A 14,915-nucleotide genomic window follows, 5' to 3' on the forward strand; every position below is an offset into this window, starting at 1 on the left:
AGAACAGAAGCGAACTCAAAAATCGCAAACCTGCCGTAAAATCAAGATGAAAGAGCCAGAGGCAACAACCTCACAACAGCCCTCGCAGCAGATGCAACACAAAAACACGGGCGGAGGGACTTGAACCCCCAACCGCTGGATTTGGAATCCAGTGCTCTGCCAATTGAGCTACACCCGTTCAACATTATGAACCGACCAAACATTTTGACCACCGGAAGCAACTCAAAGACCTGACACCAGTCACAAAATCCAGGCCAGCAGAACCTACTTCTTGCGAGACTCTTTATGCAATGTATGCTTTCGCAACTTGGGACAGTATTTCATCAGTGAAAGCCGCTCCGTGCCACGAGTCTCCTTACTGACCCGATAATTTCGCATTCCGGTCTCAGTACATTCTAACCAAACATATTCACGTGCCATAACAGCCCTCGGTCCCAACGGACAAACAGTACAACAAACCTACTATAACTTTAAGGTGTCCACTCCGGCATCAGCCAGAGTGGACACCATATAAATCACAAAAAGCAGCGTCTCTTAACTACTCAACAATCTTGGTAACAACACCAGAACCAACGGTACGACCACCTTCACGAATCGCGAAACGGCTACCTTCTGACATAGCGATTGGCTTACCAAGCTCAACTTCAACTTCCACGTTATCACCAGGCATACACATCTCTGCACCACCCAGCAATGTTGTAGAACCAGTCACGTCAGTTGTACGGAAGTAGAACTGAGGACGGTAACCGTTGAAGAACGGAGTATGACGACCACCTTCTTCTTTACTCAGGACGTAAACCTGACCTTCGAACTTGGTGTGCGGAGGAATGGATCCGGGAGCAGCCAATACCTGACCACGCTCCACGTCTTCCTTCTTGGTACCACGCAGAAGAATACCTACGTTGTCACCAGCCAGACCTTCATTCAAAGTTTTCTGGAACATTTCCACGCCGGTACAAGTCGTTTCCTGCGTATCACGCAGACCAACGATCTCTACCTTGTCACCAACAGTAATCTTACCCTGCTCGATACGGCCAGTTACCACTGTACCACGGCCAGCGATGGAGAACACATCTTCAATCGCCATCAGGAACGCCTTATCCGCTTCACGCTCTGGAGCAGCAATGTCTGCATCGAGAGCATCCATCAGATTACCAATACAGGCGTTGTATTCTGGGTCAGCAGGATTATCGAGTGCACCCTTCGCATTTCCACGTACGATGGTAATGTCATCGCCTGGGAAACCATACTTGGTCAGCAACTCGCGAATTTCCATTTCAACCAGTTCGAGCAATTCTTCATCGTCGACCAAGTCACACTTATTCAGAAAGACGACCAGAGAAGGCACATCCACCTGACGAGCCAACAGAATGTGCTCACGCGTCTGAGGCATCGGGCCGTCAGCAGCAGAAACCACCAGAATGGCACCATCCATCTGGGCAGCACCGGTGATCATGTTCTTGATATAGTCAGCGTGACCAGGACAGTCGATGTGAGCGTAGTGACGAGTTTCGCTTTCGTACTCCACGTGACTCACTGCAATTGTCACAGTCTTGGTATCGTCACGAACGGTCCCCCCCTTCGCAACATCAGCATAACTCTTCATCTGGGCAAGACCCTTCTCACTTTGCACTGCCAGCAAAGCGGTTGTCAGGGTTGTCTTACCATGGTCGATGTGTCCAATCGTACCTACGTTTACGTGCGGCTTTGTTCGCTCAAAGACTTCCTTAGCCATCTCTCTTTAAAACCCCTTTTTCAGGCCTGGCACACAACCAAACCCAAACAATAAAACCAACAAAACAAATAGCGAGGTAAAAACAGGAGTCACCCCTCGCACGCAAGAGGCACACACCTCCTGAAAACCACATTTTAATTCTCTCAAAAAAGCTGCTGATGGGACTTGAACCCATGACCTCGTCCTTACCAAGGACGCGCTCTACCAACTGAGCCACAGCAGCATTTTCTGTCTTTTAACAACAAAACATGTTTATATCAAAAAGCGGGTGAAGGGAATCGAACCCTCACAACCAGCTTGGAAGGCTGGGGCTCTACCATTGAGCTACACCCGCAAAACCGTGACTCAGTCAACTTTCCAACCTCAAGTGGGGGAAGCAGGATTCGAACCTGCGAAGGCATAGCCATCAGATTTACAGTCTGACCCCTTTGGCCGCTCGGGAATTCCCCCTCCCAACCAGCCGAAGCTGGATATCATAAGCCGTTCACTGAACCCACTTTAAACAAAAAGAAGGGCTCAGAACTCCAGGCTAAAGAGCTAGCGGTGGGAATCGAACCCACAACCTTCGGTTTACAAAACCGATGCTCTGCCGATTGAGCTACGCTAGCCTGTCAAACTAAAACTAAGCTAGCAGGCTTCAAGCCTCATGCAACCTGAACGACTCGCTTGGCTAAAGAGGTACTTTCCCCGCCGAAACTCAGTAAGCAGCTCAATATAGCAATCAGGCACTTGCTTGCAAGTGTGAACGACTGGCTGATTCCAAAAAATGTTATCTTTTCTTAATGCTGTATGCCTATGTGGTCTTTGATTTTCCATCTCAACGCAGTCTGTTTTCCATCATAGAGAAGGCTGATTTCGTCTACATGAGTGATAAGACACAATTTCTGCCTCTAAGTTCAAGAAAACCAACAACAAAAGCAGCATTCACCCAAGCCACCGATTCACAACAGTAAAGATCGGTATTCAGGGAAGTCACAAAAAAACAGGCATGGCTCTGTGAACCATGCCTGTTCAAGGGGAGAACTCACTAATAAGACCGGAAAAACCGGTCTTGATCAGCCTGATTTAAATTCCCGGAATTTCAACTCGTTCTACCTGTGTAATTCTCCGTAATTTTTTCAGAGCACGAGACTCTAACTGCCTGATCCGCTCCTTGGTCACTCCAAAACGATCACCAACCTGTTCAAGTGTCTGAGGCTCATTGCGAGCATTCAGACCATAGCGATAGATCAGAATATCTTTTTCGCGCCCATCCAACTGATCCAGAATACTCATGATCACAGCATGCTGCTTCTGGTTGATCAGCTCCTCACGGTACTGGCTTTCCCGCTCATCGGTAGACTGAAAGAATAATTCTTCATTACCCGTTCGGAACCGATCGAGCACCTTGTACTCGGCGGGAATCGAACGTGCGTAATTCTTCATAATCGCCCAGCTGGCATACGTAGAAAACTTGTTCCCTTTTGTGTAATCAAATTTCTCGATTGCACGAATCAGCGACATATTGCCGTCACTGACCATTTCAAAGAAGTTGTTTCCTGGCCTGATATGACGCTTGGCAATTGAAACCACCAGTCGCAGGTTACTCCGGATCAAAAAGTTTTTCACATCGGTACTCTCATCAAGCAACTTTTCGATCTGATCCATGTCTCGCGCTTTGGGTCGATTAGGATCCAGATTTTCCTGAATCTGAAATGCCCTGTATTTCAGGTAATTCAGTTTTCTGAAATAGTAGGCTTCCTCTTCTCGCGTCAGCAATGGAATTGAATACAAGCTTGCCAGATACGGGGGTAACCCGGGCGGAGTGCGAACTTTTTCGTTCGACTTATCCACTTCCGGAGGCGGCCCCAGAATCACCTTGTCGGCGTTCGGTTGTTCAAACTCATCACTGTGCATGTAGTCGATCGTCTGGGCATGCAGACGTGCAGCCCGGGCTTCGGAAATGATGCGATAAATACTGGCCTTAGTGCGACAGTAACGACGCGCCAGCTTTTCGACGGGAATTCCACGTCGAAACGTGTTGTAAATATCACGCTTCTGTTGCTCTGTAATTTTTTCTGGAGCATTCGGAAATATAGCCAACTCCGGGTTCTCCCGATCAAAATTTTTCAAAGTGTAGCGAATGGTTTCCGGCGAACGATTCATGTGCCGCGCAATCCGTCGACTGATCTCAGCAGGACACCCTCCATACCGAGCCAGACGCCGCGCCCGACGCAGAATCTCTTCACGATCTTCATCACTCAGCTGACTGAAATTCATGCTGCGTGTGATATGACCGCGATTCTTCTGTAGAAAACGATCCACTGACGACTTCAGGAAACCAACCCGTTTCCGGCCGTTAAACCGAAAACGACGACTGACCAAACCTTTGTCTCTCCAACGATCAACGGTCTTCGTGGAAATATTGAACTTTTTACTGAGATCCTGGACCGTCAGAACCTCCTCATCGACATCGTCTACGTTAATCTCTGCGCTGTCAGACAGGTCTTCAATAAAGCAACGTAAATCATGCAGAACATCCGCGCCGGAAATCACCAGATCCGGGTAAATTTCCGATCGGTATGTTGTGATTTCCTTACAGAGGTCCGGATAAGGATAATCCTGCTCCTGCTCAATATTAGATAGAAGTATCTCCGCGCGGCTGATTTGCTCAAGCTTCACCTCGCGCGGTGCGTACTTCACCTGCTGCTCTGCCAACTGCTTCATCGCCGGATTGTTATATTTTGAACTGATCATGACTTCCCACCCTCAATGTTTTTGACTCTCCCCAGTAACCACAGTGTCCATCACATGTGCCCTCTCCAGGTTCTGTCATTAGTACGCATTAATAGACGAATTTGAGAAGAAAAAGTTCACACGTAAATAATTTTAGTCAAACATCTCGCATTTCCACCAAAAGATTGAAATCAGCCCACCAAAACTTCTAACCAAATAAACGCTAAACTATAAATATATTTAACTTTACAGGTCATGACCTTAAAATAAGAATTGGGGCCTCTCTCCTGATTAAACCCATAAAACAAACTATGATTCGGTCCAAACCCCCCCTTCTTAGAAATAAATTTGTGTGAAATAGCTCACATTTCCGGATCTCGCCACCACCACAAAAATAGTATACATATTTAAACTACGCCTGTCAAACAAAATGTACACTTAAAGCAGTCCGTTTCTAGAGCCCCCCATCCTCATGAACATAAATCACTAACTGACTAAATAATTCAGTCAGTCCTGGATCGAATCCATCAAATTCTATTTACCTTTGTCTCACTGCAGATACCATTAATGTAATTAAAGTTAAGACTCTCAGCTTCGAGTTGGAGTTATTGTCTTTACGACTCATTTCTTAACTACAATACGACAAACACAATTGCTTCATTTGACGCATTTCTATTCGGATCTCCGAATCTCTCTTTCAATAGCGGATCGTATGATGTTGAAGCGTGGTCAAAGTTCTTCATTCCGACCCTGTCAATGGATCGTTTTCATCACATTGATTTGTCTGTTTCTTCCGACAACTTTAGCCGCTGCTCCCAGAAAAAATGCGAAGAAGAAAGCCCCTCCGCTCAATCTCCCTCCTCTCAAAACACAAGAACAGAAGATGCAGCTACTGGGATATATCCGGTCAACAATGCCTACGCGCCGCATTGCCCGTAGTATCAGCTTCAGTTCCGCTGACCTGGATCAAGCTCTGGAGCAGGAACTAGGTCCAACGTCACAGGCAGTTTTCGCCAAGACCATAGATGACGAAACTTTTATTCGCCGCGTTTATCTTGATCTCACAGGAACTCTTCCCACGCCAGAAAAAATCGAATCGTTTCTTTCCAGTCAAAATAGAAACAAACGAGCCGCGTTGATTGACGAATTACTGGAGACCAATGAATACGCACGTAAATGGTCCAAATACTGGACCTCGGTCATTTTTTATGACAGTGTCGCCAACAAAAATCGGGTCAACCCGCAAGCACTGGAGGACTGGCTGGCAGAGCAATTCCACAAAGGTGCTCCCTGGGATTACATTACCGTTATGCTGATTTCGGCAACGCCACAGCGTAACAAAGCCGTACGAAATGATTATGGTCAGAAGTATGGTCCTAATAATTTTGTACTGGCTTGTGAAAATAAATCGACCGAACTCGCTTCCCAGACAGCGCGTATCTTTATGGGCATCAGCATCAAATGCGCAGAATGCCATGACCATCCGTTTGATAACTGGAAACGCGAGCAATTTCATGAACTCGCTGCCTTTTTTCATCCCTACACCTACAAAATGCCTGACGCAGATGATCCGACGGTCAAAACCGTCGTTAAACCCCGTTTTCTGCTGGGAGAGAAACCACACGAAAAAATGAAGTCCGACGCCCGGCGCGTTTCCATCGCCGCCTACCTGGCTTACAACCCGAAAAATTACTGGTTTGCACGTGCATATGTGAACCGCATCTGGAGCGAACTCATCGGTGATGGATTCTACGATGTCGACAGTCTGGGGCCTGACAGTGATGTGATTCACAAGCCAGTCGTCAATCGGATCGCTGCCAATTTCCGCTATAAAAACTTTGACCCTAAATGGGTTTTTCGATTGATTATGAACTCGAATATCTATCAGCGCGAAATGCGGACCATGTCTTCTACATCAGAACTGTTTACCGCTGTTCGGCCTTCCCGATTGCGTCCGGACGTTGTCGCAGCCTCGGTTGAAAAATTAACAGGACACGACAAAAAACTACACCAGGAAATCATGCAGGTTTTTGACATAAACCCCTCGCTGCCCCAAGGGGCACTTGAAGGTTCGATCCAACAAGCACTGCTTTTGATGAACAACACTACATTGCAATCCAAACTCTCCCAGAGCGAACTCAAGCAAAAGTTAATTAAGATCAACTCAAACGAAGAACTGGTACAGACACTGTATCTGAACGTGCTGGCCAGACACGCCACAGAGCAGGAAGTCCAGCGGAATATTGAATATTTGAATGAATCGGCAAATCGTGAAGAGGCCATTGACGACCTGATCTGGGTCCTCGTCAATTCCACTGAATTTCGCACGAAGCGCTAGCCATTATTAGTTCACAGGAAACATCATATGCATGCAGATGCGATCTTACATCTGAATTTGAATCGTCGCGGCGGGGTCTCCCGCAGAAGTTTTTTGCAATCCGCTTCGCTGGGAATCACCGGTTCTGCGCTGTTGAACCAGTTCCGCTTAAACGCAGCCGAACTGAAAAAGGAAGGCCGCTCCTGTATCCTGGTCTGGCTGGCAGGTGCCCCCAGCCAGATGGAAACCTGGGACCCCAAACCGGGGACACCCAATGGAGGCGAAACCAAGAAAATCACAACCCAGTCTCCCGGAATTGAAATCGCTCATTATTGGCCCAAGATCGCGTCTGTCATGAACGACATTGCCGTCATTCGTTCCATAACCGGCAAAGAAGCCGCCCATGAACGCGGCACCTACCACCTGCATACCGGTCACCGCATGCTGGGTATTGAAAAGTTCCCCCATTTCGGTTCGGTCGTCGCCAAAGAGATCGGTGACCCCCAATCGGATATCCCTAACTTTGTCAGCATCGGCCAGACACTGAGCTCGGGCTTTCTAGGAGTTCAGGTAGCACCGTTTATTATCGATCGACCCGGCCAGCTTCCGGACAATGTCTTCAACAACACCCCCACCTCGCGGCAGCAACGCAGACTTGCGTTATTAAGTCAGCAGGAAAGTGACTTTGCGGACGCCGGTGCAGCAGCACTCGTTAAAGAGCAAAGTAAGCTATACCAGAAAGCGAACCTGATGATGCTGTCACCCCGTCTGAAGGCATTTCAGTTCGACAATGAACCGACGACGATGAAAGAAGCCTACGGGAAATCGCAACTGGGACAAGGCCTGCTGGTAGCACGCAGGCTCGTAGAAGTGGGCGTTCCCTTTGTTGAAGTGCGCAGTGGAGGCTGGGACATGCACAGCAACGTGTTCAAAGGAATGGAGCGTCGTGCCCCTGATGTCGACCAAGGCTTATCCCAGTTGCTGATCGATCTGAAACAGCGCGGGTTGCTGGATAAAACTCTGGTACTCTGCATGGGTGAATTTGGACGCACCCCTAAAATCAATGCACGCCCCCCCGTTCCCGGTCGTGACCACTGGGTCAAAAACTTCAATTTACTCATGGCGGGAGCCGGTATTAAGGGGGGACAAGTCATTGGAAAAACCGATGAGAATGGCCAGGAAATCGTCGATTCCCCGGTTGAAGTGGATGACCTATTCCGATCCATGTGTCATGCCATGAAAATCAACGCCGATATGGAATTACACACCCCCATCGGACGGCCCGTGAAACTGGTGGAAAGCGGCACTGTGATTAAAGGCCTCTTTGGCTGATTTCTCCCAATGAACTGCAAGCCCGTTTTCTATTAGACCACCATACCAAACCTCTCGCTATCATTTTCGATGATTCTTACGCTGTCAGGCGATTGCCCTGCTACCTGTCTCCTTTTCGGAAACCGTCCTTAATCCAAAACAAGCCTCAAAAAGACTTGGCAGTACTCCTTGGCAAAACGTATGATAAAGGAAAGTGCTGCTCCAGCATGTGGTGACATGCTCTCACTTTAATCCTTACCACGATTCACCTTAAGAAAATAGTACTCAAACAGGCAGATTCATGACAAGCATTGCTGTCCCTTGTCCCCAATGTAAAAAAAAGCTCAAACTCCGAGATAAAAGTCTGCTCGGCAAGAAAGCGCGCTGTCCCAACTGCAAGCATGCATTCGTCTTGAAACTTCCCATCACCAAACCTGCGATCCCGGAGACAGTTGAAGCAGCACCTTCTGAACAAGTGCAAACTAATCCTGCTCATCCCCAAACGCCTCCGCAAAGTGAAAATGAAGAAGTCAAAATCGAGTTGGCACAACCTGCTACTCCCGTTGTCGGGACCTCAGCCAAGTGGATTCCCGATGAACCAGTAGCGCCCCAACCCGCGGCGTTTACGCCTCCTGTTGAAAAACCGGATACGTTCGCGCAAATCGATACAACATCACCGGGCGATTCAAAACCAGTGAAACCGGCCGCGACCGTCATCAACACAGATGCATCCGATCCCGCGGTTCCAAATATCGCATTGGAGTCCACAGATCACGCCGGCGTGGCGCGTCTCCGCGAACTGAGGCGAAAAAATGCCAAACGGCGAAACATGTCGATACTCATTGGATTGGCACTGATCCTTGTGATCGGCGTTGGTGCGTTTTTTGCTTGGTCGCGGGTCGAGCAAACCATCACCGCAAAACCCCCGACTCCCACACAAAGGAACTCGGTACCCGCCAAACCAGTGCTGCCTCCCGCACAGATGAGTCAGACTCAGGAAAAAATCCCCAGTCCTACATCGGGAGAACCGATCCGGCTGTTGTACGTTCCCGCGGGTACCCGCGTCTTGTTTCATTTGCGACCAGCCGAACTCTGGGCTCCTGGTTCTCAAGGAGAAGAATTTCGTGCCTGTCTAGGACCAATTGGTATCTGGGCCGAGCAGAAGATCAAAGAAATCTGTCTCCGAGATCCGTCACAAATCAAAGAACTCACATTCTGTCTGATGCTGGGAAGCCCCGGCGCACCACCGGAGTACGCAGCAGTCGTTCGAACAACTGAACCTGTTAAACGCTCGGAACTGATCACCCAATTCGACGGCCAAAGACTGGATGACTACAGTTTCCCCGTCTACGCTGGTGACAAACATTCTTACATGATCGTGGATGAAAACACCTATGTAATCGGTCCCCCCGGGGAGTCTCGTGCGACGGAAATGGCAGAAGCGCTAGAATATGAAAGCAGTACGTCACCTGGCATCGAATCCATTCTGAAGCAGACCGACCGCGACCGTCATCTGACGGTTGTCTTCGATCCTGATGAAGTCCGCCGCCAGCAGGATGTATTGATTCCGGATAAAGCACATCCCTTTTTGAACCTTTTACTGAACTGGGTCGGGGATGACGTCGAAACCGTCGCCTGGAGCATGCACCTGGGACAGGACGATTTTTATTCAGAAATGACATTCCGCAACACCACTATGATTCGGCCTCCGAAACTGGCAAACAATTTAAAGCAACGGCTGGATCAACTTCCTCACGAGATGCTGGAAGGGGTGGAAAAAATGAATCCGGGAACCGTCGGCAGCCGTAAAGTCATTGGCCGATTCCCCGCCATGCTTAAAGCCTTCAGTATGGCGAATCAGCAGCAGTCCGGAGACCGTTATGCACAGTTAACCAGTTCTTTACCCGAACGAGCGGCGCCAAATCTGGCATTAGCCAGCTTGCTGACATGGGATGAATCAACGCGAACTGATTTTTCCGCCAAAGCGAAACCCAAGCCTTCTGCTGGACCTAAGTTGCCTGACAAAGTGGTGGATCGTTTGAAGCACAAAGTCGACGTCGATTTCCGCCGCATGCCACTTCAGGAAGTATTTGCTTATATCGCAGATGAGACAAAAACCAACATCATTCTCGAAGGGGAAGCGCTCAAGCTTGTTGGCTATACCAAAAACATGCCCCAGACGATGAACATGGGCATGGTTTCCGGACTGGATGCGATTCAAGCCATTTTCAATGTCAAAGATCAGGATCAAATGTGCCTGGTCATTGATGAAGCCAAAAAAACGGCAACAATCACCAGTAAACCTTATGCTAAGCAAAATAATCTGAAGCAATTTGAGTTTCCGCCCAAAAATTAATGTTCCACGTCGGATTCAACCCAAAGGTGATCGCTGATGGATGTCACCACCTTTCAATGCCCCCACTGCCAGGCTCTGCTGAGAATGCGCAGCAGGCAGCTGGGTGATTCTGCGTTTGCCTGCCCCGATTGCGAACAACCACTTCAGTTGAAACAGACACCCGACGGCCAATGGACGATTCACCAGGTTTCTACGTCACCAGACCGTCCAAGCTCCCCCCCCTTTTCCCACAAAGTGCGTTCCGGTTTGAAGACATTACAACGTGGCGGCGCGTTTCTTATCGCCAGCCCCGTTTTGATGTCCTGGATTGTCGCGGGCACCGGCGCGTTCCTGATTCTTTTGATGATGCTGCTGGATCGTTTTCCTTCTGAGACTACACAAACGGAGGAACAGGTTGCCTCTGTTTCAGAAACACACTCTGACGATTCTATTGAATCAGGAGGCTCCACCGCCACAAAGGTTGCTGCGCCACTTCAACCTGTGGTAGAGAAACAGCTATCCGATCCACAGCCTGAACTGGAACTGCAACAGCCTCTAGCAGAAGATCATTCTGTCAAAGCAGTTCCCGTCGATAACGAACGCAAATTAATCGCCGCCATACCGGAAGACATTCCCCCTCTGATTGCACAGAAGCCGCTCCCGCCTGCTCCCCTTCCGGCACCCGCAACAGACGTCATCCTCGCACTGCAGATTCCCATTGTGGAATTCCGCCAGCCGGATGAAATTCCACTGAAAATACTCATCGCCCAAATTGAAGAAATGCTGGACACGGAATTTCAATTCGCAGAAAACATCAAAGATGACCCGCAATTGATGGAAACGGCTGTCTCTGTCTCGCGCAAAAATACGACTCTGGAAAAATTATTAACACTGATATTAAGCAAAGGTGCCCTGACATATTCAGTGAAATCAAATAAGATTCACATTCAGAGAATGACATCGCCTTGAAATCAGCGAGAACCATTTTCTCTTTCATTGAATTGATTCTAGAAGAAATAAGAAATCACCGTGAAACTCGACGACAAAGTATGTTACTGTTTTCATATCAGTAAACGGAAAATCATCAACCATCTCCGCATTCACCGCCCACGGCGCGCCAGCCAGTTGAGTGAATGTGGCGGGGCCGGCACAGGCTGTGGCTGGTGCGTACCTTATTTAAAACGATATTTTTCCGAGTTCGAGAAAACCGGCGAATCCGAGTCGGGTAAGACAAACACGACGGAAGACGAGATAATCACCGCTGAGGAATACGCCCGTCAGAGAGATCAGTACATTCAAAGTGGCAAAGGGACTCCCCCTGCTTGATCCCAGCGACCAACGATAATCTGCTCAGAGATGACGACCATGCCTGCTCCTGATGCTGACGCACTTCAACCCCATACTCCTGGCGAGAGCCCGGTTCTCCTATCTCTAAAATCCATCTCAAAAACGTATATCATCGGAGATGTTTCCGTCCCTGTGCTGCATCATGTTGATTTGGAAATCTATGATGGAGAGTTTCTGGTGGTAGTTGGTCCGTCCGGGTCAGGTAAAAGTACCCTGCTGAATATCGTGGGCGGCATTGATCTCCCGACAGAAGGCAGTGTCTTTTTTCAAAATCAGAACATTTCACAATTCAACGAACAGCAGCTTACCCGTTACCGTCGCGAAAATATCGGTTTTGTGTTCCAGTTTTATAATCTGGTTCCCACGCTTACCGCCCGCGAAAACGTAATCGTCGCTGCGGATATTAGTGAATCCCCGATGTCGCCTGACGATGCGTTGGAACTCGTCGGCCTGTCATCTCGGGTCGACCATTTTCCTTCACAGCTTTCGGGGGGCGAACAACAGCGCGTTGCCATTGCCCGTGCACTGGTTAAAAACCCAGAACTATTGCTCTGCGATGAACCAACGGGCGCCCTGGACCTGACCACTGGCCGCATGATTCTGGAAGTACTGGGAAATCTGAATCGGGAACTGGGAAAAACCGTCGTCATCATCACACATAATTCTGCCATTGGACAAATGGCGCAACGCATTGTGCGCATTGGTTCCGGCACAATTGCTGAAACGAACGTCAACCCACACCCCATCGCCGCGCAACAGGTGACCTGGTAATGAAAGTCCTGCACCTAAAATTAGTGCGTGAGCTATTCGCTGCCAAGGGTGTTCTGGCGGCGATCATCAGCATCATTGCCGTTGGCATCGGGTGTTTTATTGCCATGTCATCGACTTACGACAATCTGGAGTATTCGCGGCAAAATTATTATCGGCTATGCCACATGGCTGATTTTTCGGTTGAGCTCAAAAAAGTTCCCATTGGTGATCTCGCAACACTCACCGAAGTTCCCGGCGTGATTAATATCTTCCCCCGGATCACCTTCGAAGTGACGGCTTCGCTGGAGGGCGTTGAAAAACCGCTCTCAGGTAAAGTAATGTCTCTGCCGGAACATGAAAATGCTCCAATCAACAGCATCGTCATTAAACAGGGTAGCTACTTTACCGACCAGAGGCAGGAGGAGGTCATCGTGAACGATGCCTTCGCACGCGCTCACAACCTGCGTCCGGGCGATCATATTCAGTTAATCCTGAATAATCGCCTGCAGGATCTCCTGATCGTCGGCACTGCCATCAGTTCCGAGTTCGTTTACTTGATCGGACCGGGAGGCCTCGTGCCGGAACCGGAAAGCTACGGGGTGTTTTATCTGAAACACAAGTACGCGGAAGACGTCTTTGGCTTCGAAGGAGCCGCCAATCAGATCCTGGGACAGCTGGCACCCGAATTTCAAAGTGCAAATCGGGTGCGTCAGGTACTCGATCAACTCGAACTGAACCTCGATGATTTCGGTGTATTTTCTACCACACCACTGGAACAACAATCTTCGCACTGGTTTTTAAAAAGTGAAATCGACGGGCTGAAAGTCAGTGCCACTATTCTACCCACCATCTTTCTGATCGTCGCTGCGCTCGCTCTGAACCTGCTGATGTCGCGGATGGCCGAACAACAACGAACTGTTGTTGGCACGCTTAAAGCAATCGGTTATTCCAACCAGGAACTGTTTCTGCATTTCATTCAGTTCGGTCTTTTGATCGGCATTGCCGGCGGCATCTTCGGAACGCTCATCGGTTATTCGCTGGCTGGTGGGATGACGGCGCAGTATCGCAACTATTTCGAATTTCCCTCACTCACAAACCAGATGTATCCGCGCATCATTATGCTGGGCATGCTGATCAGTGTCTTTTTTGCTGTTTTAGGGACGTTTCGCGGCGTGCGCTCGGTTGTGCGTTTATCACCGGCTGAAGCCATGCGTCCCAAGCCGCCACTGCGTGCCAGACGGATTCTACTGGAAAAAATCCAGGCATTCTGGAATGCACTCGACTTTCGCTGGCAACTGGTTCTGCGGGACATCTTTCGCAATCGAACGCGCACACTGGGAGGGGTTCTGTCCGCGACTGTCGGGGCGATGCTGTTGCTTGTGACTTTCTCGATGTATGACAGTGCCTTTGCGCTACTCAATTTCCAGTATGATAAATTGCTTTTAAGCGACATCGATATCGGCTTCAAAGACGATCATGACTTTTCGGCTTTTTATGAATCGCAGCAGATTCCGGGCGTCGATTATGCGGAGCCGTTGTTTCAGGTCGGTTGCACCTTGAAAAATGGCATTCACGAAAAGAAGATCGGCATCACTGGCATTCTCAGTGATGCCCGACTGACAGTTCCCCGTGATACCGCGGGAAACCGTGTGCAAGTTCCTCAGACCGGCATCCTGGTTACGCGCAAACTCGCTGATATTCTGCAGATTCAGGCAGGCGACTCCATTGAAATGATTCCGGTTTCCGGGGACCGCATTCCCAGGCAGGTCCCGGTGATGAAGATTATTGACAGTTACTTGGGCTTAACCGTATATGCCGACTTTCAATATCTGAATCGACTGATGGGGGAATCGAGCTCACTGACCAGCGTTCAACTCAAAACCAACCCCCGCCCCGCGATCACAAGGCAAATTTATCGGGAGCTCAAACAGGTCCCCGCAATTCAATCGGTTAATTCGATCCGAGACCAGAAAGACAAGTTACAGGAAGTTCTCGTTGAACAGATGGTTGTAATGATTGTGGTCGTCATCGTCTTTTCCTGTCTGATATTCTTCGGCAGCATTTTGAATGCATCGCTGATTTCTCTCTCTGAACGGCAACAGGAAATCGCCACGCTGCGTGTCTTGGGTTACACTCCCGCTGAAGTGGGGTCGATCTTTCTCCGCGAAAGTTTCTGCGTCAATCTACCGGGAATTCTGCTCGGTTTACCAGCCGGTTACTGGGCATCGAAGGGCATCAATATTGCCTACGATACCGAATTATTTCGCATGCCTTTTACCATCGGAACAATGAGCTGGATCTACACTGTTCTACTGGGAATATTATTTACTCTGATTTCACATTGGCCGGTGCAAAGAGCCATCCAGAAGATGGACTGGTTGACGGCGTTAAATGTAAAGGAATAA

At 49.0% G+C, this 14,915-nt stretch carries 10 protein-coding genes and 5 tRNA genes; 7 read left to right on the forward strand and 8 right to left on the reverse strand.

What is annotated here, in order from left to right:
- Window positions 1–105: 105 nt before the first annotated feature.
- The 8 genes from Enr17x_RS26945 to Enr17x_RS26980 form a co-directional block, all read right to left on the reverse strand.
- Window positions 106–178 (reverse strand) — tRNA-Trp (locus tag Enr17x_RS26945).
- An 86-nt stretch (window positions 179–264) separates the two neighbouring features.
- Window positions 265–420, reverse strand: a complete 156-nt coding sequence (rpmG, locus tag Enr17x_RS26950) for a 50S ribosomal protein L33 (RefSeq protein WP_145222136.1) — start codon at window positions 418–420, stop codon at window positions 265–267.
- Window positions 421–538: 118 nt separating this feature from the next.
- Window positions 539–1,735 carry an elongation factor Tu gene (gene tuf / locus Enr17x_RS26955; RefSeq protein WP_145313163.1) on the reverse strand — a complete coding sequence of 399 codons (1,197 nt, stop codon included), beginning with the start codon at window positions 1,733–1,735 and terminating at the stop codon, window positions 539–541.
- Window positions 1,736–1,885: 150 nt separating this feature from the next.
- A tRNA-Thr gene (locus Enr17x_RS26960) sits at window positions 1,886–1,958 on the reverse strand.
- A gap of 40 nt (window positions 1,959–1,998) precedes the next feature.
- A tRNA-Gly gene (locus tag Enr17x_RS26965) sits at window positions 1,999–2,069 on the reverse strand.
- Between the two features lie 34 nt (window positions 2,070–2,103).
- A tRNA-Tyr gene (locus Enr17x_RS26970) sits at window positions 2,104–2,185 on the reverse strand.
- A gap of 85 nt (window positions 2,186–2,270) precedes the next feature.
- Window positions 2,271–2,343: transfer RNA gene (locus Enr17x_RS26975), tRNA-Thr, on the reverse strand.
- Window positions 2,344–2,800: 457 nt separating this feature from the next.
- Complete coding sequence (locus Enr17x_RS26980) at window positions 2,801–4,471, reverse strand: sigma-70 family RNA polymerase sigma factor (RefSeq protein WP_145313165.1); 1,671 nt, start codon at window positions 4,469–4,471, stop codon at window positions 2,801–2,803.
- A 691-nt stretch (window positions 4,472–5,162) separates the two neighbouring features.
- Here Enr17x_RS26980 and Enr17x_RS26985 point away from each other — a divergent pair.
- From Enr17x_RS26985 to Enr17x_RS27015, 7 genes are all read left to right on the forward strand, one after another.
- Window positions 5,163–6,788 carry a DUF1549 domain-containing protein gene (locus Enr17x_RS26985; protein ID WP_145313167.1) on the forward strand — a complete coding sequence of 542 codons (1,626 nt, stop codon included), beginning with the start codon at window positions 5,163–5,165 and terminating at the stop codon, window positions 6,786–6,788.
- A gap of 27 nt (window positions 6,789–6,815) precedes the next feature.
- Complete coding sequence (locus Enr17x_RS26990) at window positions 6,816–8,099, forward strand: DUF1501 domain-containing protein (protein WP_145313170.1); 1,284 nt, start codon at window positions 6,816–6,818, stop codon at window positions 8,097–8,099.
- Window positions 8,100–8,379: 280 nt separating this feature from the next.
- Window positions 8,380–10,434, forward strand: coding sequence for a zinc ribbon domain-containing protein (locus Enr17x_RS26995; protein WP_145313172.1), 2,055 nt, complete (start codon window positions 8,380–8,382; stop codon window positions 10,432–10,434).
- A 36-nt stretch (window positions 10,435–10,470) separates the two neighbouring features.
- Complete coding sequence (locus Enr17x_RS27000; RefSeq protein ID WP_145313173.1) at window positions 10,471–11,382, forward strand: hypothetical protein; 912 nt, start codon at window positions 10,471–10,473, stop codon at window positions 11,380–11,382.
- 60 nt (window positions 11,383–11,442) lie between these two features.
- Window positions 11,443–11,739: a (2Fe-2S)-binding protein gene (locus tag Enr17x_RS27005; RefSeq protein WP_145313175.1), complete on the forward strand. Its 297-nt coding sequence runs from the start codon at window positions 11,443–11,445 to the stop codon at window positions 11,737–11,739.
- Window positions 11,740–11,778: 39 nt separating this feature from the next.
- Window positions 11,779–12,531 carry an ABC transporter ATP-binding protein gene (locus Enr17x_RS27010; RefSeq protein ID WP_145313177.1) on the forward strand — a complete coding sequence of 251 codons (753 nt, stop codon included), beginning with the start codon at window positions 11,779–11,781 and terminating at the stop codon, window positions 12,529–12,531.
- Window positions 12,531–14,915: an ABC transporter permease gene (locus Enr17x_RS27015; protein ID WP_145313179.1), complete on the forward strand. Its 2,385-nt coding sequence runs from the start codon at window positions 12,531–12,533 to the stop codon at window positions 14,913–14,915. The genes Enr17x_RS27010 and Enr17x_RS27015 overlap by 1 nt, the downstream gene beginning before the upstream one ends.

This window comes from Gimesia fumaroli (assembly GCF_007754425.1).
Lineage (GTDB): Bacteria > Planctomycetota > Planctomycetia > Planctomycetales > Planctomycetaceae > Gimesia > Gimesia fumaroli.